This window comes from Thalassobacillus sp. B23F22_16 (assembly GCF_043496955.1).
Classification (GTDB): Bacteria; Bacillota; Bacilli; order Bacillales; family Halobacillaceae; genus Thalassobacillus; species Thalassobacillus devorans_A.
The window spans coordinates 172559-191981 of sequence record NZ_JBIEKD010000002.1 but is presented as its reverse complement, the minus strand read 5'-3'; the positions used below and the strand labels follow the sequence as shown (position 1 = coordinate 191981).

Sequence of the window (19423 nt, the reverse complement as noted above, 5' to 3'; positions counted from 1 at the left end):
TTAATATAGGTACACTCTCTTAAAGTATAAAAAAGTAAAGTGACCGTAACGGCCACTTTACTTTTATTTAGCATATTCAACGGATCGCGTTTCACGGATGACAGTCACTTTAATATGACCTGGATAGTCAAGCTCATCCTCAATCTGTTTACGGATGCTTCGAGCCACTTTAGTAGCTGTGACATCATCGATTTCATCTGGCTTCACCATAATCCGTACTTCACGACCTGCCTGGATAGCGAAGGATTTTTCAACCCCTTCATGAGATTCACAGATCTCTTCCAGCTTTTCCAGACGTTTGATATAATTTTCAAGCGTTTCACTGCGGGCACCTGGTCGTGCTGCAGATAGAGCATCAGCTGCTGCGACAAGTACCGAAATAATAGAAGTAGGTTCTTCGTCTCCGTGGTGGGATGCAATCGCATTGATCACTACTTCATTTTCCTTGTACTTCACTGCCAGCTCTTTCCCGATTTCTACGTGGCTGCCTTCAATTTCATGATCAATCGCTTTTCCGATATCATGCAGAAGGCCGGCACGGCGGGCTAATGTTTCGTCTTCCCCCAGCTCTGCTGCAAGCAGTCCTGAGAGATACGCTACTTCCATCGAGTGTTTTAAGACATTTTGACCATAGCTTGTACGATATTTTAAACGGCCAAGAATTTTTACCAAGTCAGGATGCAAGCCATGTACACCGACCTCGAATGTGGTCTGTTCACCGACTTCACGGATGTATTCATCCACCTCGCGTCTTGATTTATCAACCATTTCTTCGATTCTGGCCGGGTGGATCCGTCCATCCTGAACCAATTTTTCTAAAGCTATCCGAGCAGTTTCTCTTCGAATCGGATCAAAACCTGATAAAATGACTGCTTCCGGCGTATCATCTATAATCAAGTCGATTCCGGTCAATGTTTCCAGTGTCCGGATATTTCGACCTTCACGTCCGATGATGCGTCCTTTCATTTCATCATTTGGAAGGTTTACAACCGATACCGTCGTTTCCGCTACATGATCAGCGGCACAACGCTGCATGGCAAGTGAAAGAATGCTTTTCGCCTTCTTATCCGCTTCCTCTTTGGCACGATTCTCTGCTTCTTTGATCATGAGAGCAGATTCATGAGAAACTTCTTGCTCCACACGTTCTAAAATAATCTGTTTAGCCTGGTCTGAAGTTAAGCCGGAAATGCGTTCAAGCTCAGTTTGTTGCTCTTGCAGCATAGCTTTCACTTTGCTTTCCATTTCTTCAATTTGTTGTTGTCTTTCGGTAAGAGTTTCCTCTTTTTTCTCGAGCGTAAGCTCACGCTTATCTTGCGTTTCACTTTTACGATCGAGGTTTTCTTCTTTCTGCATTAAACGATTTTCTGTCTTTTGTAGTTCCATACGACGTTCGCGAATTTCGTCTTCTGCATCCTGGCGCAGACGATGATTTTCATCTTTCGCTTCCAGCAGGGCTTCTTTCTTAGCTGCCTCTGCATTACGGCGACCTTCATCTACGATCTGTTTCGCCAGTTCTTCTGCACTTGAAATCTTCGCTTCCGCTATGGATTTCCGAATGAGATACCCAACAACAATACCGACGATCAGGGCAAGCAAAATGAAGATGAGCAGGGATACCAAATTATCCATGATTTCACCTCCTCTTGCTATGAAATTGTACAATTTGTCGGCATGTACATACGTTTCATTTTCAGACAAACATTGTTTAATAGGTGTATAAAAAAATGAAAATGATACACGTTAATTTTAAGCTTGTGAAATGGTAATGTCAAGGAATCGTCAAATATATATTCCTTGATTTTCCTTGTTTCTGCTAAGTTTCAGCTACTCATGGAAAAATATTCCATGTTTCTTAAGGTGTTGCAGCAAGGAACATGTAAGTTTTTTGCATAAAAAAAGCAGTTCAACCGAGGGGGACAGGTGCTACTATCCCCGACAATTGAACTGCACGTTATGGTTTATACATCCAGTGATTCTTGATTCGCTTCATTAGAGGCGTCTTCGCCTTCTTCCCCTTCATACATACCATAATGTCTTCTTATTTGATCATTGATAGCTTGATAGACATCAGGGTTTTCTTTCAGGAACTGCTTGGCGTTTTCACGTCCCTGGCCTAAACGTTCCTCGTTATAGGAGTACCAGGATCCGCTCTTCTGGACAATGTCCAGGTCAGAACCGATATCAATCAGTTCCCCTTCGCTGGAAATCCCCTGACCATACATGATATCCACTTCTGCCTGCTTGAAAGGTGGTGCAACTTTGTTCTTCACAACTTTGATCCGTGTTTTGTTCCCGACCATATCATTACCCTGCTTCAGCGTTTCTGCACGGCGCACTTCCAGACGTACAGAAGAATAGAATTTTAATGCCCGTCCACCTGGCGTAGTTTCCGGGTTACCGAACATAACACCGACTTTTTCACGAATTTGGTTGATGAAGATAGCTGTCGTCTTTGATTTGTTGATGGCACCGGAAAGCTTACGCAATGCCTGAGACATCAGACGCGCTTGCAAACCTACGTGGGAATCACCCATCTCGCCTTCGATTTCAGCTTTGGGCACTAAAGCAGCAACGGAATCGACAACTACCATATCGACAGCACCACTGCGAACAAGCGCTTCAGCAATCTCTAAAGCCTGTTCCCCTGTATCCGGCTGGGATAGTAAAAGTTCGTCAACATCAACACCAAGGTTCCTCGCATAGACAGGGTCCAAGGCATGTTCAGCATCGATGAAAGCTGCTTGTCCTCCCTGGCGTTGAGCTTCTGCAATCGCATGAAGCGCAACAGTTGTTTTACCGGAAGATTCCGGTCCATATATTTCAACGACACGCCCGCGTGGATAGCCGCCTACACCAAGTGCGACATCAAGTGCCAGCGAACCACTGGGAACCGTACTGACTTTTTGCTCAGCCTGCTCCCCCAATTTCATGACAGAGCCTTTACCGAACTGTTTCTCAATTTGTCTAAGCGCCATATCTAACGCTTGTTTACGATCACTCATAATATTCCCCTTTCAGCTTTGCTATCCTTATAATAACTTGTTTTAGATGATTTGCCAACTAAAAAGCGAATGAATGTTCCCTTTTTTTCATGCGTTATGATGACGATAATTCTTGCTTCCTTCAGGAAAAGGCTGGTTATTGCCCGCTTTTTTTGGATGATAAATCTTTTTTCAAACGATGAAAAAGTAATTCATAGCCTTTCTTCACGCTCCGGTTACGTACCGTCTCCCTGGTTCCATTAAAATGAAAGTGATACACTTCGGCAGGCTCATTGTTGATTTGGATACCGATGTACACGGTCCCTGGTTCTTTGCCCTCACTCGAATCAGGTCCTGCCACTCCTGTAAAACTGATCCCGATATCTGATTTAACGAGCTGTTTTATGTTCACAGCCATCGCTTTTGCACATGCCTCACTTACTGTTCCATACTCTTTGATAAGGGCACCCGGGATACCAAGCATCTTTTCTTTCATGTCAGGAGTATAGGTCACGACACTCCCCTCACAGACGCTTGAAGCTCCAGGTAACGTAATGAGGCCATCGATGAACCTGCCGCCTGTCAGGCTTTCCGCTGCAGCTATCGTCAATTGCTTTTCTTTTGATAAAGTAAGAACTTCCTGCTGGATGGTTATATCATCGGAACCATAATAATAGTCGCCCATTTTGGAAAGAATGACGTTCTTTAACGAGAGAATCATAGCTCGCGCTTCTTCTTCTGTATCCCCTTTTGATGTTAACCTTAATCCCACCTCTCCTTCTGAAGCTAAAGGAGCGATAGTCGGATTCGTCTGGCTGCTGATTAAATCTTGAAGTTCATGTTCCAACTGGGATTCCCCTATCCCGATAAAACGAAGCATTTCAGATACGATTTCGGTTTGTAACTGAAAATAATTCTGGAAATAAGGGAGTACATGTTCTTTCATTAAATACTTCATTTCAGAAGGAACACCAGGGAGAAATACCCAAAGCACATTTTCATGTTCCACCATCATTCCCGGCGCCATGCCTTCTTCATTTTGAAGCACTTTCGCATCTTCGAATACAAGGGCCTGCTTACGGTTGTTCGGTGACATAGGACGGTTGTTTTTTAGGTAGAAGTGTTCCACTCGCCTGGCGCTTTCCGGGTCCTCGATAAGTTTTTGGGCGAAGATTTTTTGTGCTGCATCCCTGGTCATATCATCTTCCGTCGGGCCGAGCCCCCCTGTAACAATAACAAGATCAGACCTGCGCTGAGCCGCCTCAAAAGTTTCGACGCAGCGGCTGAAGTTATCACCAACCACCCCGTGGAAATAGACATGGATCCCCTGGGCAGCCAGCTGGGAAGAAATCCATTGCGCATTCGTATTAGCGATTTGTCCTAGTAATAACTCCGTGCCAATTCCTATGATTTCCGCTTTTACTGTCTTCATTATTTAGAATCCCTCATTACATGCCAATTCTTCGCAAAATAATCATAGCCTGAAATGACCGTAATAATCATCGCAGCATATAAAATGATGGTTCCAAACGGAAATCCAGCATAAGCAAATGGCCAATTGTGGAGCAGCAATACGGCTATCGCTACAATTTGAAGGGTAGTTTTCCATTTCCCCATATTACTTGCTGCTAATACAATTCCTTCACCTGCCGCTACAAGACGGAGTCCTGTAACAGCAAATTCCCTGCTGATAATAATGATGACAATCCAAGCCGGAGCAAGACCTTGTTCTACAAGTAAAATCAAGGCGGCTGATACCAGCAATTTATCAGCAAGTGGATCAAGAAATTTACCAAGGTTGGTTACTAAATTATGTTTTCTTGCATAATAGCCATCTACCCAGTCCGTAGTCGAAGCAATGATAAACAAAATGGCAGCTGCCAAATGGGACCAGGGAAGTTCTCTTTCCCCCATAGTCACTTCGCCCCAGTTAAAGGGTACACTCATCAATATAATAAAAATCGGTATTAATAAAATTCGTGAAATCGTAATTCTGTTCGGTATATTCATTTTCCATCCACTCCTATTGTCTTCCGGCATGATGAAGAAAAGCTGTTCCAGTAAGAAGGGTACAAGTGTCAAAGACGACACCTTGTGTTACTAGGAACAGCTTCCCTGCAGTTTATTTATTCAGCTACTTTAATAAGAAGTTTCTGTTGCATATTTTCCACTGGAAACTCGATTTCCTGCTCATTGAGTTTGACAGTAGTTCCTGGCACAAAGCCTGTTTTAATGAAAATCTGTTCTTCCTCGCTTACATCAACTGTGATCGGTGAGTCATCTTTCCCATAGATTTTACTGTCAATTAATGTTTCCCCATTCGGTTCTTTCATGACTTCCAGATAACTATCGTTCCTCACTTCGATCGTGAGCTCCAATTCGTCTACTTGGGATATTTCTACCGTGTGTTGAGGAAAACCACCTGACCCTGTCTCCGTCACTTCCACGTTAAGCTCTTCTTGTTCTTCAGAACTATCTTCATTAGTTTCTTCAGCCGCTTCATCCTCTTCGTTTGCACTATCATCGGAGGCTTGGTTATCATCTGCTGCATCGTCTGTTTCTTCGGAATTTTCATCGCCTGAGTTATTTTCTTCAACGGAATTATCAATGATAATTTCATCTTCTCCACTTCCCTGATCTCCTGAATCCCCACCTGAATTTGAATTCAGCTGGGAAAGAAAGAAATACGCAGCAAAAATGATAACCCCTATCAATATGATGGTAATGATAGTCGGAAATACTCTGGAAAAATTGCTATTGGCTGGTGACGCTTCTTCCTTGGAACGCTGTACTCGGTTATAGGCAACACTGCTATCCTGAGGAGACGCAGGCAATTCGTTTTTATGTTCCTCCATCACTTCATCAGGATTCAGACCTACTGCCGCAGCATACTCTCGTATAAAAGCTCTGGCATAAAATGTTCCAGGCAGGGTGCTATGATCTCCTTTTTCGATAGCTTGTAAATATCGTTTTTGTATTTTAGTGACTTGTTGTATTTCTTCCAATGACAAGCCTTTTGATTCTCGCGCTTCTCTCAAGCGAGTACCGAGGTCCATGTATAACACCATCCATTACTTTAAAAATCGAACATGGAAAAACCATCGTTTGGTGAAAGCTGCGGTTTTTCTACTGTATCATACTTTATTTCTTCGTCTTCTGTATTCCTTAATTCGATGATATAATCGAAATCTTCCATTTTATACTCGGATTCCTGGACGAAAATATCCGGGTGTTCGACCACTTTGGTGGCAGGCAGCCTCATGATTTCCCGAACCAGCTGCCAATGCTTTTCATTCGCACGGCGTGTGGAAACAATACCGTCTATGATATATAGCGTGTCTTCACTGTATTCATCTTCAATCAACTGGCTTCGAATTGTTTGTTTCAGCAGCGTGCTGGAAACGAACAGCCAGCGTTTATTCGCACAGACACTGGAAGCGACGATGGACTCTGTTTTTCCTACACGTGGCATTCCTCTTATGCCGACCAGCTTATGTCCTTCTTTCATAAAAAGCTCGGCCAGAAAATCTACCAGCAAACCTAAATCTTCCCGGATAAATCGAAATGTTTTTCGATCATCGACATCGCTATGAATATAGCGGCCGTGACGTACAGCCAGCGTATCTCTGAGCTTAGGCCTTCTCAATTTTGTAATCTTAATGGTATCCATTGTTTTCACAATCGATTTCAACCGATCAATCTGCTCTTCATTTTTACATAATAAAAGCATTCCCCGATGAGAATTTTCGACACCATTGATCGTAATGATATTAATCGCTAACATACCTAATAATGAAGATATGTCACCTAGTAGTCCCGGTCGGTTATACTGAATTTCGTATTCCAGATACCACTCTTTTTTTTCCATATTACAACCCCTCTGGAATGAAATGATATGTAACTGTCCTGCACCTGCTTCAACCCTTCTTTTATAATAAATGATTTTCATATATTAGAAAAGGAATGTTTGTATATTTTGATGAGTTCCACGATTCGACATGATGAAAACCCATTTGACATAAATTGTGGCATAAGCAGATAAAAGCCGCGCTGTCGGGCAGCGCGGCTTTCTAGATCAAAGATGTATTCAGCGTTGGGTACCTTGATCTTGTACCAATTTCACCATCATATTTGCGATGGCGTGCTGTTCCTCTTTGTCAGCCACATTCCATAGATCACGCAAAATCGCTTCCTGATCGTTCTTTGCATCTACTTGCTTTGCCAGATAGCCGCCAATTTCATAAGCAATTTCTGATACGGCATTCTGATTCATCCCTTGACCTTCAGCCTGGTGCAATCGATCACCTAAAAAATCTTTCCATGATTCAAAGTTGTCAAGTACAGACATACTGTTTCCTCCTTTGTTTAAAAATACATCCTTAGTTTTAGAAAAAAGGAGAGTATTATACGCAAAAGAAGAGTCAGAAGAAAAATTTTCTAGGGATTAACTCCATGCGCCATTGATTTTAATGATTTCGCCATTAATATAACTGGCATCTTCACTCAACAGGAAGCCGACTACTTTGGCGACCTCCTCCGGGGTACCCGGTCGACCGGTAGGAATATCATCGAATAATAAAGCCCTCTCTTCGTCATCAAGCTCTATATTCATTTTTGTATCAATGAATCCCGGGCTTACTCCGTTGACCGCAACTCCACTGCGAGCTGTTTCTTTCGCCAGCGCTTTCACGAAACTGTTTTGGGCCCCTTTTACAGAGCTGTACAACACTTCCATACTGGCGCCGACATCTCCCCAAATGGAAGAAATGACCAAAATACGGCCGTATTGATGACGAACCATGGAGGGGAGCAGATGCTTTGTAATCATCCAAGGTGTTTTGACATGAAGGTGATACAAATCATCCATATCTTTTTCTGTCATGTCCTGAAACATTCCAGTCAAAGCTCGCCCACCGGCAAAGACCACGCCATCAAGATGAATATTCAGCTGATCAAGAAACTGATGGATACCAGCAGCGGTTGTTAAGTCAGCCTGCACAGCCCCAAGCCATTGGGCTTCCGGAATGTTTTCTTCCAATTGCTGGATAATCCTGCTGTTTGCATGAAACTGAAGGAAAAGGTTGTATCCTTTTCCTGCTAATTCACGGCAAATAGCACTGCCAATATCACCACTTGCCCCCACTATTAGAATATTAGATTGTGTCATTTTCAGTCCGCTTGCGGAGGTACTACTTGGAAAACAGCGATCCTGTCTTCGTGAATCCAATTTTCCAGAAAGTCATTCGCTTTTTCGATTGTCAACGCTTCGATTTCAGGCAGTACTTCAAAAAGATCGATGCCAAGCAGATGGTAGTGCGAAAACTGATTAGCGATAAACTCCATGGAATTCATGGCGCGTAGGAATTGGCCAATTTTTTTCTTTTTCATACGTTCAAAGTCTTCCTGTGAAATGTGGCGCTCTTTCAATTGGTGCAGCATTTCCTTTACACGTTTCGCTAATTCATCTGGGTTTCTGGAATCTCCTCCAAGAATGGTAAAGCCAAATTGACGATCGAGGTCCGTTTCATAATGGAAGCTGTCATCAATCAGGTCATTTTCGTATAGCTCTTCATAAAATTCTCCGCTTTTTGAGAAATAGTGGCTGAGAATCATACTGGATAGAAGTTCCGCACGGAGGATGTCTCTTCCAGACAGACCTGCTACTTTTTCTTTAAGGCCGATCATGCATTTGGAAGTGGTTACAGGCATTTCGATTTTCTCGAAGGCTTTGGCCACATTTTCTGGTTCTTCTGGATAGGATCTATGGATAGATGGGGCTTCCGCGAATTCCTTAGCATTTTGGTTGTCCTTGACTTGCTTCATCATTTCTTCCGGGTCAAAATTCCCTGCGATGAACAATGTCATATTGGATGGGTGATAAAATGTCTCATAGCACGTATAAAGATCTTCTTTGGTAATTTCATCGATCGACTCCACTGTGCCCGCAATATCTACGCGTACTGGATGCTCATGGAAAAGGCTTTGGATGGTACCGAAGAAAGAACGCCAATCCGGCTGGTCATCATACATTTTGATTTCCTGAGCGATAATTCCTTTTTCTTTCTCGACGGATTGATCGGAAAAATACGGATCTTGTACAAAGTTCAAAAGAGTTTCAACATTTTTTTCAATATTGCTGGTTGCTGAAAACAGATAGGCTGTTTTCGTAAAAGAAGTAAATGCGTTCGCAGATGCTCCTTGCTTTGTGAAGTCCTGAAATACATCACGGTCTTCTTTCTCGAAAAGTTTGTGTTCCAAAAAGTGAGCAATGCCTTCTGGAACTGTAACCGTCTCATCCTTTCCGAGAGGAGTGAACGTTTGGTCAATGGAACCATAGTCGGTTGCAAAGATACCAAACGTCTTCACCATATCCGGTTTTGTCAATAAAAAAACTTTTAGTCCGTTATCCAGTGTCTCTGTATAAATTGTTTCTTTCAGCTGCTCATAAACGAGTTCTTTCATTATTTTTCTCCCCCTTCTTTGCTAGTCAGGAAGTAGATTGTATCTAATTCAATTTTCTTTGCCATATCCACTACTTCTTGCATGGTTACGCGGCGAATATTCTCAATCAGTTCTTCCGCCTCTACCATATGGCCGGACAACACTTGATGATACAGAATTTCAATAAGCCCTTGGGCACTGTCCATCGTCTCCAGAAGCTGGTTGACGACCAATTCTTTTGTCTGTTCTACCTCTTCTTCTGTAAATTCCCCATTACGCATCGCTTCCACTTGTTCCAGAATGATGGATTTCGCCTGTTCGTATACATCTGGTGCGATGCCACTGAATACCAGGAGAAGTCCTTTATGGCTCTCAAACCTGGAAGCAGCATAGTAGGCAAGGCTGTGTTTCTCCCGGACATTCATAAAAAGTTTAGAACTAGGGAAACCACCGAATAGCCCATTGAAAATTTGTAAAGCATAGTAGTCTTCATCCCCGAATGTTGTATGGGTACGGAAACCCAAATGGAGTTTCCCTTGGTTTAGTTCATCTTCTTCAATAATTTCTTTCGACTCATCAACAGGCTGGGTGTTTGTTTTTTTCTCAATAAGTGCCTGGTTGGAGGCATTTTCTCTTGTAAAGTACTTATCAATCAATCGTTCTGCTTCATCTTCATCCACATCCCCAGTGATGTAGACATCGAGCAAGTCATGATTGATGAATGTCTGGTAATATTCGTACAAATCAGCTGCCGTTAACTTTTCAAGGTCTTCAGGATAGCCATGCACATGGTAAGCATATGGTTCATCCTTACACATATGGTCAATCAGACGCATATTAGCATAGCTCATTTTGTCATCTTTTATGGATGTTATCTTTTGCTCGAGCGTCTGTTTTTCCCTGTTGAAGATTTTCTCATCAAACGCATTATTTTCGCTTTTCGGATTGAAAAGGACATTATGGAAAAGCCGTAATGCTTCTTCGAGCAGTGGTGTCCGGTCATTCAAGTAAGCCTCATTGGCTACCTCCATCCGGAAGCTGATCACATGGTTTTCGCCTTTTTTAGTTCCATCGCTGCTCAAAATCGTGCCATACAAATTTTCCAAGGCGGATTGGAGCTGACGTGGACTCGGATGGTCCTGGGTGGCTTTTTGCAATACCATCGGTAATAAAGCCCGCTTGGTCATCCATTCTTTTTTCAATTCGGACTTGAATTTTGCCACTATGTTAATGGTTTTGTATTTTTTACTCGGAAGGATATGTAACCGATACCCTTGTTTTTCTAACATTTTTTCTTTTGTAATCTTCATCATCCCGTCCTCCTCATTCAAACTGCTTCTTTTTATTTTTACATTTTCAAGCTATATTTATCCATTCTAAAAAATTTGTTCCATTTATTATCCTACGTGATTCATGAGAAAAAGTAAAAAGTATTCCCCTGCTTAAACTTTGCTGTTGATTTTCAAATTACCTATCTTAATGTATGATTAATTTCCAGCCGCTAAACATTAAGACTCCTTTTACTTATGCTAAAAGAAAAACGAGTATGAACCTTTTCGGGCTCATACTCATTTTAGTTGTACTCAGGGCTGTCAGTTAACCGGCAAGTTGTTGTGATTAACGACTGCCTTTGATGTAAGGGGTGCCGATCGCTTTTGGAGCTTCGGCACGGCCAATGACCCCTGCCAGTGCCAGAATCGTCAATACATAAGGAGCGATGAGCAAGAATACTTGTGGGACATCCTGCAGTAACGGCACACCTGAACTGATGATACTCAGGCTTTGGGCGAAACCGAAAAACAACGCTGCTCCCATTGCTCCAAGCGGATGCCATTTTCCGAAGATTACAGCCGCAAGAGACATGAAACCCTGACCTACAATAGTAGAGTGAGAAAAGTTCAGCGCAATCGTCAATGCGAATACGGAACCACCAAGCCCTGCCATTGCACCTGATATCATGACAGCGACATAACGCATTCTAGAAACGTTGATACCGTTAGTATCTGCAGCCATCGGGTGCTCCCCGACAGAGCGCAGACGGAGACCAAATGGCGTTTTATACAATACATACCAGCCTACAAAAGCCAATGCAATAGCAACGTAAGAGGTCAAATACATACCTGAGAAAAACAATGGACCAATAATCGGAATATCCGATAAAAGCGGAACATCTGTAGTATAAAACGGTCTGCTCACCATGTCTGTTTGACCTTTATCGTACCATTGTTTGGTTAAAAACAGACCTAGTCCAAGGGCCAGGAAGTTGATTGCTACACCACTCACTACCTGATCGGCACGGAAAGTAACCGAGGCAATCGCATGGATAATCGAGAAGATAGCAGAAATGATCATCGCTACAAAAATGGAGACCCAAGGGGTCCAGGAACCGAATGTATCGATAAACGTCAGATTGAAAACAATCCCGACAAACGCACCCATTACCATTAGACCTTCCAGGCCGATGTTTACAACACCGGACCTTTCACTAAATACGCCGCCGATAGCAGTAAGAATCAGAGGGGCTGAAAAGAAAATAGCCGGGCCTATGATTGATTGTAAAATATCTAAAAAACCCATTTTATTTCCCCTCCTTTTTCATTTTCAGTAAGAACCAACGGATCATATAACTGGATGCTACAAAGAAAATGATCATGGCAATTACGATATCTACTAATTCTGTAGGGACACCTGCACTTGTCGGCATATTCAATGCTCCTACTTTCAATGTGCCGAATAGTATAGCAGCAAGGACAACACCCACCGCTGCGTTTCCGCCAAGCAAGGCAACGGCGATTCCGTCGAATCCAATATTCGTAAACCCGCCTTTTACTGATTGGTAACCGAATGTTCCGATCCCTTCCATTGCGCCTGCAAGTCCTGCAAACGCACCAGAAATAACCATGGATAAAATAATATTACGACCCACATTCATTCCAGCATAGCGAGAAGCATCCTGATTGAAACCAACCGACCTCAACTCATAACCACGAGTGGTCTGATTTAAAATAAACCACATGATTGCGGCTGCGAACAAAGCAATCAGCAGACCGTAATGGAGCCGGGAGTATTGAGTAAGTGCAGCCAGCCATTCTGAAGTAAGCGAGGCGGTTTCCGGAATACGTTCGGTACGGTCCTGGCCGTCACTAATGACATTTCGGACTAATGCATTCGAGGTATATAAAGCAATGTAATTCATCATAATCGTTACAATAACCTCATGGACTCCGAGTTTAGCTTTTAATAACCCGGGGAGGAATCCCCAGGCTGCACCAGCTAAAGCAGCTGCAAGAATAGCTAATGGCAGGTGGGTGATCATCGGTGCGTCAATTGCAAGCCCAACCCACACAGATGCAAGCCAGCCCATAATTACCTGTCCTTCCACTCCGATATTAAAAAGTCCGGTACGAAAAGCAAATGCCACGGCTAACCCGGACAGAATGTACGGGGTAACTTGTCTTAAAGTCTCGCCAAAAAAGTAAGAATCCCCAAAGGCTCCCTCCCATAAAGAAAGATACCCAGTTAAAGGATTATATCCAAAGCCAAGCATGATGAATGCCCCAACCAATAAGCCTAAAAATACGGATATAAGTGGTATTAATATATTTACTAAACGATTGGAAAACATCACTGACCACCAGCCTTCTGCTGTTTACTGCCCGCCATGAGCAGACCGAGTTCCTGTTCGGTCGTATCTTCCGGCTTCACTTCGGCTACTATGCTGCCACCGAACATGACTGCAATCCGATCGCTCAGATTCATAATTTCATCCAATTCAAACGATAATAGCAAGACTGCTCGTCCTTTATCCCGTTCTTCGATCAATTTCTTATGGATGAACTCAATGGCCCCTACATCTAATCCCCTTGTAGGCTGTGCAGCGATAATCAAGTCAGGGGAGCGGTCCACTTCCCGGCCAATGATGGCTTTCTGCTGGTTCCCCCCAGAAAGAGCACGAGCTTTCGTATAGACAGAAGGCGTCCGCACATCATATTCTTCAATAAGCGCTTTGGCTTTGTTATAGATCTCTTTGTAGCGTAAGACGCCTTTTTTTGAAAAAGGTTCGTGATGATAGGTTTGCAGCACCATGTTTTCACCGATGGGGAAATCAAGTACCAGACCGAACCGATGACGGTCCTGAGGTATATGTGAAATACCTGCTTCTGTGACTTTCCTTGGTGTCAGATTGGTAATTGATTTACCATTCAGCATAACCTCACCACTATCCACTTTTCTCAAACCTGTTATAGCTTCAATCAATTCTGATTGGCCATTCCCATCCACACCAGCCAGTCCCACTATTTCACCTGCATTAACTTTCAAGTTCAACCCTTTGACCATATCGACATGGCGCGCATCCTTCACGTTAAGATCCTGGATAGCTAAGGTGACCTCCTTTGGCTGGGCAGGTTGCTTTTCTGTGGAGAAAGTGACCTCCCGACCAACCATCAAAGAAGCAAGTTCGTTCGGATTGGTATCTGGCACATTTACTGTACCGATCCCTTCTCCTTTTCGGATGACGGTGCATCGGTCACAGACTTGCATGATTTCTTTCAGTTTATGAGTGATAAGAATGATTGATTTTCCTTCACGAATTAACGCACGCATGATTTCAATCAACTCTTTAATTTCCTGTGGTGTCAACACAGCAGTAGGTTCATCAAAGATCAGGATTTCTGCACCACGGTACAAGGTTTTCAAGATTTCCACGCGTTGCTGCATACCAACAGATATATCCCGGATTTTCGCTTTAGGATCGACTCGAAGCCCATAGAGCTGCGATAAACGTTCTACCTCTTTTTCCGCTTTCTTAATATCAACGGTACCTTTCTTTCTAGGTTCACTTCCCAGGATGATATTTTCTGTGACTGTGAATTTATCCACTAGCATAAAGTGCTGATGCACCATTCCGATACCAAGCCGATTAGCTACATTCGGATCAGTGATTTTGACACTTTCCCCACGTACCTTTATTTCTCCCTTTTCCGGCTGGTAAAGGCCGAACAGGACATTCATCAATGTTGATTTACCGGCTCCATTTTCCCCTAACAAAGCGTGGATTTCTCCTTGTTTCACTTGCAGGGTGATATTATCGTTAGCGACTATCCCGGGAAATTCTTTCCGGATATTCAGCATTTCTATAACATAACTCATGGTTTTCCCCCACTTTCTTAATCGACCGTAACCCTTTTTATCTACTGGGATATCAATCCCAGGGTTCTTTATTTGTAATGAAATATTTTAGCAGTTTAATAGATAAATACCTGCTAGAATCTTTCTCTTTAAAAACATCAAATGAAAAGGGCTGCCTGCCTTTCATTTGATGTTTTTATATAAGAAGGAAAGGCTGGCTGACCAGCCTTTCCGATCCATTATTAAAGTGAATCTTCAAATTCTTTTACTTCATCTATCGTGCTAGGGACTTCTACTTCACCATTGACGATTTTTTCTTTCCAGTCCTCTACAGCAGTTTTAATGTCATCTGTCATAGCTTCCTCGTTTGTAGTAGCAACACTGATCGCATCATCTTCAAGACCATACTCTACTACTTCCCCACCAGGAAACTCGCCGTTCATAGCATTGGTTGAAACGTCCTGGACAGCGACATCTACACGCTTGACCATAGAAGTCAATGTAACGTTTGTGTCATTGATTTGACCTTCTTCATGCTGGTCACGGTCCACACCGATAACCCAGACATTGCGGTCAGCGTCATTTTGCTTCAAGTCTTTAGCTTGAGCGAATACACCGTTACCGGTTCCGCCGGAAGCGTGATAGATAACATCAATTCCTTGAGAATACATGTTGGAAGCGATTGCTTTACCATCATCCGGTGCATCGAAAGCACCTGCATATTGTACTTTTACTTCAATATCTTTATTTACAGATTTAACACCAGCGCGGAAGCCAGCTTCGAATTTATTGATGAGGTCACTGTCTACTCCCCCGATGAAACCTACCTTGTCAGATTCAGTTTTCATAGCAGCCGCTACTCCAACAAGGAAAGAACCTTGGTGTTCTTTGAATACGATGCTTGCCACGTTGTCTTTTTCGACAACAGAGTCAACGATTCCGAAGTTTGTATCCGGATTCTGGTCAGCAACTTCCTCAATAGCTGGAGCCAGCAGGAAACCGATACCGTAAATAAGGTTATAATCACTACGTACCAGACGGTTTAAATTGGTGTTATAGTCAGCATCACTTGCAGACTGGGCATAATCGATGCCTTGACCTTTTTCCATGCCATTTTCTTCGCCAAAAGCCTTTAGACCTTCCCAAGCAGATTGGTTAAATGATTTATCATCGATCCCGCCGACGTCAGTTACCATTGCTACAGAAAAATCATCCCCTGCAGCTTCTTCTCCGTTAGAATTGTCATTTCCATTGCCTTCTGCCTCTTCTGAGCCGCCGTCAGATGAGCCGCAAGCACCAAGAACCATACCGATCGCCAACAACAGTGCTAAAATTAATAATGAACGACGATTTTTCAACATAATTACCCCCTATTTGTGATAAAATTAGCAAAATTCCGACTAAAAAACGTTTTCATTTTTTGCTGATTTACAGGCGACCACCTCCTAAAATGAAATGTGTCACATTATTGAAATCGCTTACACTCTTTTTCTTAGCACGTGGAAACTGAACTTATCAGCCCGGAAGTAGTTGGATGAATACAACACAGGTTCATCCATTTCCGTATAGTGCATTTGTTTAAGAAGCAAGAGGGATTGTTCAGGTTCACATTCAAGCACCGGCGAAATACGTTCATGGTAGCCAATCGGTTCAATATACGTGACAGCATAGCTGACTCGTTTGCCTGCATATTCTTCGAGGCTATCGAATATGGAATCCTTCTCCAGTACGTCTTTGACGGGTATCAAACCATCCGGCAATTTATCGATACAATAGACAACGGGTTGGGAATCAGCTGTTCTCACGCGTTCAATTTGTGCTAAACTATGTACGGTAACCGGATCAAATCGTTTCTTGTCTTCATCTGTCGGTTCAACGAAATCGGTTGAAAGGAACTGCGTTCCGGGTGTCATACCTGATTTTTGAATCATGGCTGTTACACTGATCAGCTCTTCTATCCCTGAGGAAAATACTGGTTTCGGATTGACAAAAGTCCCGACCCCATGCCTTCTTGTTACGATGTTTTCCTCTTCGAGAATCCGTAATGCTTCCCGTAGTGTGGCCCGGGAAACCCCCAATTTCTTTGATAATTGAAATTCGGACGGAAGTTTTTCTTTCTCTTTATAAACACCGTTTTCAATATCACGTTTAATTTGCTCAATCACCTGTAAATATAAGTGACGGGTGTCCTGTCTGATTGACATAGAGTTCCCTCCAATATTCCTAACGTATGAGATCTGACATCTGACGTTCGACACATCTTGTCAGACAATAATATACCATTAAACTAGTAATAAATAAATAGAATTTTATTATTTTTACTAAATAAGACACAATTTTTCGCCATTAGTGTGATTAAATAGGTCTAAGCGATCTGTCGCAGGCGACTATATCCGTATATTAGAAAAGACCATATATCCTTGGTACCAGGACATATGGTCTTTATATTAGGAGCTTTGTTGTTCTTCCGTTGTTTGGGATACAAGCACAGTCCTCGGTTTACTTCCTTCATAAGGACCTACCACTCCATTATCTTCCATGGCGTCTATTAGTCTGGCTGCTCTTGTATAGCCGACTCGAAACCTCCGTTGCAGCATGGAAACACTTGCACTTTGCATTTCAATTACAAGCTGAACTGCTTCTGGATACAGTTCGTCATCCACTTCCTGTTTCACTTCGCTCTCTTCTTCTGGAATCATTTCTTCCTGATACTGGGCACGTTGTTGTTCTACACAGTAGTTGACGATCCTTTCCACTTCTTCATCCGATAAAAACGCACCCTGTACACGGGTTGGTTTCGAAGCACCTACTGGCATAAACAGCATATCTCCCCTGCCCAGCAGCTTTTCAGCACCTCCGGAATCGAGAATGGTCCGGGAGTCTGTCTGTGAAGAAACGCTGAATGCTATCCGGGACGGAATATTCGCTTTGATAATTCCTGTGATAACATCAACGGATGGTCGCTGAGTAGCAATAATCAAATGGATACCTGCCGCACGTGCCATTTGAGCAAGTCGGGTAATAGCATCTTCGACATCATTGGAAGCTACCATCATCAAATCGGCCAGCTCGTCTACAAGCACAACAATATAAGGAAGCTGTGGCTGTGTTTCTTCGCTATCTTTATTCTGTTTTGCGATATATTCATTATACCCTTCGATATTTCTTGTTCCGGTATCAGAAAACAAATCATAGCGACGTTCCATTTCTGCTACTACTTTCTTCAGGGCCCGGGCTGCTTTCTTAGGATCCGTGACTACAGGGGAAAGTAAATGAGGAATGCCATTATAGACATTTAACTCTACCTTCTTCGGATCTATCATCATCATTTTCACTTCATGCGGTTTCGCACGCATCAGAATACTTGTAATAATCCCATTGATACAAACACTCTTCCCGCTTCCCGTTGCACCGGCAACAAGTAAGTGGGGCATTTTGTTTAATTCTCCGAGCACTGCATCCCCGGATATATCTCTTCCTAGCGCAAATCCCAATTTAGATCCCTGCTTAGCCGAATTTGATTCAAGCACTTCCCGTAAAGAAACCATGGCCACTTCTGTGTTCGGAACTTCAATGCCTACAGCAGATTTACCAGGAATCGGAGCTTCGATTCGTATATCTTTTGCAGCAAGGGCTAATGCCAGGTCATCATGCAAATTGACAATTTTGCTTACTTTTACACCCACATCCGGATAAACTTCATATTTGGTTACAGCGGGCCCTACATGGACTTTTGTCACTTTTGCTTTCACGCCGAAGCTGTGGAAAGTCTTCTCCAACTTCCTTACCGTCGCTTGAATTTGCGAGCGTTCCTGCGACTGGGAATTATGGGTTGGTTCAGCCAATAAATCCATACCTGGCAAATGATAGTCCTTATTCTCCACTTCTGTCATCGGCAATGACTGGGTGAGTGGATCTTCTTCCTTTTCCTCTTCTGGAGCAGAAGATATCTGCTCTTCCTGGGCTGAGTTTTGCTGCTTCAATTCAGAGGAATAAGCAATATCAGTGAAGTCCTGAATGATTGGCTCCTCACTCTCAGCGATTCCTTCAACCTGTGGTTCCCCTTCTTCCATATCCATTTCTTTTTCACGCTTGTCTTTTTTCTTTCGTTCTTTCTTTGTATCCTCTTTTTCTTTTGATTTACGATTCGTTTTTATTGAATTCCATTGTTCACTGGTAAAAGCGGTGATTTTCCCTAATACATTTTCCAGCCAGGTTCCAAGTGACCATTCCGTTAAGAAAATGATGCCGATGATAATCCCAAATACAGAAAGTATCTTGGCCCCGGCAGCGGAGAAGAGAAAATATGTGAGTGCAAATAAAACAGCACCAATCATTCCCCCACCAATCGTAGCGAAAGGAAGATCTCCATCTAAATAAGCAAAATAGTGTTCCCAGGTCGTTTTCAAAATCGATGGCTGGCCGGAGTCTGCAAGAATACGCTCAAATGACTGGATATGTGTGAATAGAATGGTGGAAAGAAAAATGATATAAAATCCTGTCATACGTTTATGTAAAAATACCGGCCATCTTCTTTTAATCATTAAAAATAATCCTAGCACCAACAGGAAGATGGAAGCTACGAAATACCATACACCAAAGAAGAATTGTAAGATATGTTCCAATCCACCAGGAATTGCTCCATCACTGATGGCACTTGCCCCGCTGCCAAATACGGCAAGCAATATAAACAACAGGCCAAGAAGTTCTACCTTTAACTGTTTTTTCAACCTCGCCTGTTTTTTCTTGTTTCTTTTTTTTGCCATGCTGTCACCTCTATCTACTATAATGAAGCTTTGTTTAGGAAGTAGAAAAACTCTCCCCCTACAACATACGGAAAATTAGAAGGATGCCGGCCAAATGAATAATCA

At 42.8% G+C, this 19423-nt stretch carries 16 protein-coding genes; all 16 read right to left on the bottom strand.

The features are described from left to right. Positions 1–63: 63 nt before the first annotated feature. The 16 genes from rny to ACGTNI_RS03430 all read right to left on the bottom strand — a co-directional run bounded on the left by rny (position 64) and on the right by ACGTNI_RS03430 (position 19318). Complete coding sequence (gene rny, locus ACGTNI_RS03505) at positions 64–1629, bottom strand: ribonuclease Y (RefSeq protein WP_085508391.1); 1566 nt, start codon at positions 1627–1629, stop codon at positions 64–66. Between the two features lie 329 nt (positions 1630–1958). Then, positions 1959–3002 carry a recombinase RecA gene (recA, locus tag ACGTNI_RS03500; RefSeq protein WP_085508390.1) on the bottom strand — a complete coding sequence of 348 codons (1044 nt, stop codon included), beginning with the start codon at positions 3000–3002 and terminating at the stop codon, positions 1959–1961. A gap of 136 nt (positions 3003–3138) precedes the next feature. Then, positions 3139–4413 carry a competence/damage-inducible protein A gene (locus ACGTNI_RS03495; protein WP_085508389.1) on the bottom strand — a complete coding sequence of 425 codons (1275 nt, stop codon included), beginning with the start codon at positions 4411–4413 and terminating at the stop codon, positions 3139–3141. Next, entirely contained in the window at positions 4413–4991 is a 579-nt protein-coding gene (gene pgsA, locus ACGTNI_RS03490) for a CDP-diacylglycerol--glycerol-3-phosphate 3-phosphatidyltransferase (protein WP_085508388.1), read from the bottom strand. The genes ACGTNI_RS03495 and pgsA overlap by 1 nt, the downstream gene beginning before the upstream one ends. Positions 4992–5107: 116 nt before the next feature. Beyond that, on the bottom strand, positions 5108–6037 hold the full coding sequence (locus tag ACGTNI_RS03485; protein WP_176224033.1) for a helix-turn-helix domain-containing protein: 930 nt from the start codon (positions 6035–6037) through the stop codon (positions 5108–5110). 20 nt (positions 6038–6057) lie between these two features. Next, complete coding sequence (locus tag ACGTNI_RS03480) at positions 6058–6849, bottom strand: DUF3388 domain-containing protein (protein ID WP_062445900.1); 792 nt, start codon at positions 6847–6849, stop codon at positions 6058–6060. Between the two features lie 219 nt (positions 6850–7068). After that, on the bottom strand, positions 7069–7329 hold the full coding sequence (locus ACGTNI_RS03475) for a DUF3243 domain-containing protein (protein ID WP_085508383.1): 261 nt from the start codon (positions 7327–7329) through the stop codon (positions 7069–7071). A 96-nt stretch (positions 7330–7425) separates the two neighbouring features. Then, positions 7426–8148, bottom strand: coding sequence for an elongation factor P 5-aminopentanone reductase (gene ymfI / locus ACGTNI_RS03470; protein ID WP_085508381.1), 723 nt, complete (start codon positions 8146–8148; stop codon positions 7426–7428). 2 nt (positions 8149–8150) lie between these two features. Then, entirely contained in the window at positions 8151–9443 is a 1293-nt protein-coding gene (gene yfmH / locus ACGTNI_RS03465; protein WP_085508379.1) for an EF-P 5-aminopentanol modification-associated protein YfmH, read from the bottom strand. Next, positions 9443–10732 carry an EF-P 5-aminopentanol modification-associated protein YfmF gene (yfmF, locus tag ACGTNI_RS03460; protein WP_394460076.1) on the bottom strand — a complete coding sequence of 430 codons (1290 nt, stop codon included), beginning with the start codon at positions 10730–10732 and terminating at the stop codon, positions 9443–9445. The genes yfmH and yfmF overlap by 1 nt, the downstream gene beginning before the upstream one ends. A 307-nt stretch (positions 10733–11039) precedes the next feature. Continuing rightward, a complete protein-coding gene (locus ACGTNI_RS03455) occupies positions 11040–11999 on the bottom strand; it encodes an ABC transporter permease (protein ID WP_085508375.1) in 960 nt (319 codons plus the stop codon). Between the two features lies 1 nt (position 12000). Next, complete coding sequence (locus ACGTNI_RS03450) at positions 12001–13047, bottom strand: ABC transporter permease (RefSeq protein ID WP_394460074.1); 1047 nt, start codon at positions 13045–13047, stop codon at positions 12001–12003. Then, on the bottom strand, positions 13047–14573 hold the full coding sequence (locus ACGTNI_RS03445) for an ABC transporter ATP-binding protein (protein ID WP_394460072.1): 1527 nt from the start codon (positions 14571–14573) through the stop codon (positions 13047–13049). Before ACGTNI_RS03445 ends, ACGTNI_RS03450 begins: the two co-directional genes overlap by 1 nt. A gap of 221 nt (positions 14574–14794) precedes the next feature. Continuing rightward, positions 14795–15913, bottom strand: a complete 1119-nt coding sequence (locus ACGTNI_RS03440) for a BMP family lipoprotein (protein WP_303393603.1) — start codon at positions 15911–15913, stop codon at positions 14795–14797. A 117-nt stretch (positions 15914–16030) separates the two neighbouring features. Continuing rightward, a complete protein-coding gene (locus ACGTNI_RS03435; protein WP_085508368.1) occupies positions 16031–16756 on the bottom strand; it encodes a GntR family transcriptional regulator in 726 nt (241 codons plus the stop codon). A 243-nt stretch (positions 16757–16999) separates the two neighbouring features. Then, positions 17000–19318 carry a DNA translocase FtsK gene (locus ACGTNI_RS03430; RefSeq protein WP_394460069.1) on the bottom strand — a complete coding sequence of 773 codons (2319 nt, stop codon included), beginning with the start codon at positions 19316–19318 and terminating at the stop codon, positions 17000–17002. Positions 19319–19423 lie beyond the last annotated feature (105 nt).

What these genes read in the sequence shown, in the direction of transcription:
- rny (WP_085508391.1), bottom strand. Translation starts at nt 1,629, where the DNA reads ATGGATAATTTGGTATCCCTGCTCATCTTCATTTTGCTTGCCCTGATC.
- recA (WP_085508390.1), bottom strand. Translation starts at nt 3,002, where the DNA reads ATGAGTGATCGTAAACAAGCGTTAGATATGGCGCTTAGACAAATTGAG.
- ACGTNI_RS03495 (WP_085508389.1), bottom strand. Translation starts at nt 4,413, where the DNA reads ATGAAGACAGTAAAAGCGGAAATCATAGGAATTGGCACGGAGTTATTA.
- pgsA (WP_085508388.1), bottom strand. Translation starts at nt 4,991, where the DNA reads ATGAATATACCGAACAGAATTACGATTTCACGAATTTTATTAATACCG.
- ACGTNI_RS03485 (WP_176224033.1), bottom strand. Translation starts at nt 6,037, where the DNA reads ATGGACCTCGGTACTCGCTTGAGAGAAGCGCGAGAATCAAAAGGCTTG.
- ACGTNI_RS03480 (WP_062445900.1), bottom strand. Translation starts at nt 6,849, where the DNA reads ATGGAAAAAAAAGAGTGGTATCTGGAATACGAAATTCAGTATAACCGA.
- ACGTNI_RS03475 (WP_085508383.1), bottom strand. Translation starts at nt 7,329, where the DNA reads ATGTCTGTACTTGACAACTTTGAATCATGGAAAGATTTTTTAGGTGAT.
- ymfI (WP_085508381.1), bottom strand. Translation starts at nt 8,148, where the DNA reads ATGACACAATCTAATATTCTAATAGTGGGGGCAAGTGGTGATATTGGC.
- yfmH (WP_085508379.1), bottom strand. Translation starts at nt 9,443, where the DNA reads ATGAAAGAACTCGTTTATGAGCAGCTGAAAGAAACAATTTATACAGAG.
- yfmF (WP_394460076.1), bottom strand. Translation starts at nt 10,732, where the DNA reads ATGAAGATTACAAAAGAAAAAATGTTAGAAAAACAAGGGTATCGGTTA.
- ACGTNI_RS03455 (WP_085508375.1), bottom strand. Translation starts at nt 11,999, where the DNA reads ATGGGTTTTTTAGATATTTTACAATCAATCATAGGCCCGGCTATTTTC.
- ACGTNI_RS03450 (WP_394460074.1), bottom strand. Translation starts at nt 13,047, where the DNA reads ATGTTTTCCAATCGTTTAGTAAATATATTAATACCACTTATATCCGTA.
- ACGTNI_RS03445 (WP_394460072.1), bottom strand. Translation starts at nt 14,573, where the DNA reads ATGAGTTATGTTATAGAAATGCTGAATATCCGGAAAGAATTTCCCGGG.
- ACGTNI_RS03440 (WP_303393603.1), bottom strand. Translation starts at nt 15,913, where the DNA reads ATGTTGAAAAATCGTCGTTCATTATTAATTTTAGCACTGTTGTTGGCG.
- ACGTNI_RS03435 (WP_085508368.1), bottom strand. Translation starts at nt 16,756, where the DNA reads ATGTCAATCAGACAGGACACCCGTCACTTATATTTACAGGTGATTGAG.
- ACGTNI_RS03430 (WP_394460069.1), bottom strand. Translation starts at nt 19,318, where the DNA reads ATGGCAAAAAAAAGAAACAAGAAAAAACAGGCGAGGTTGAAAAAACAG.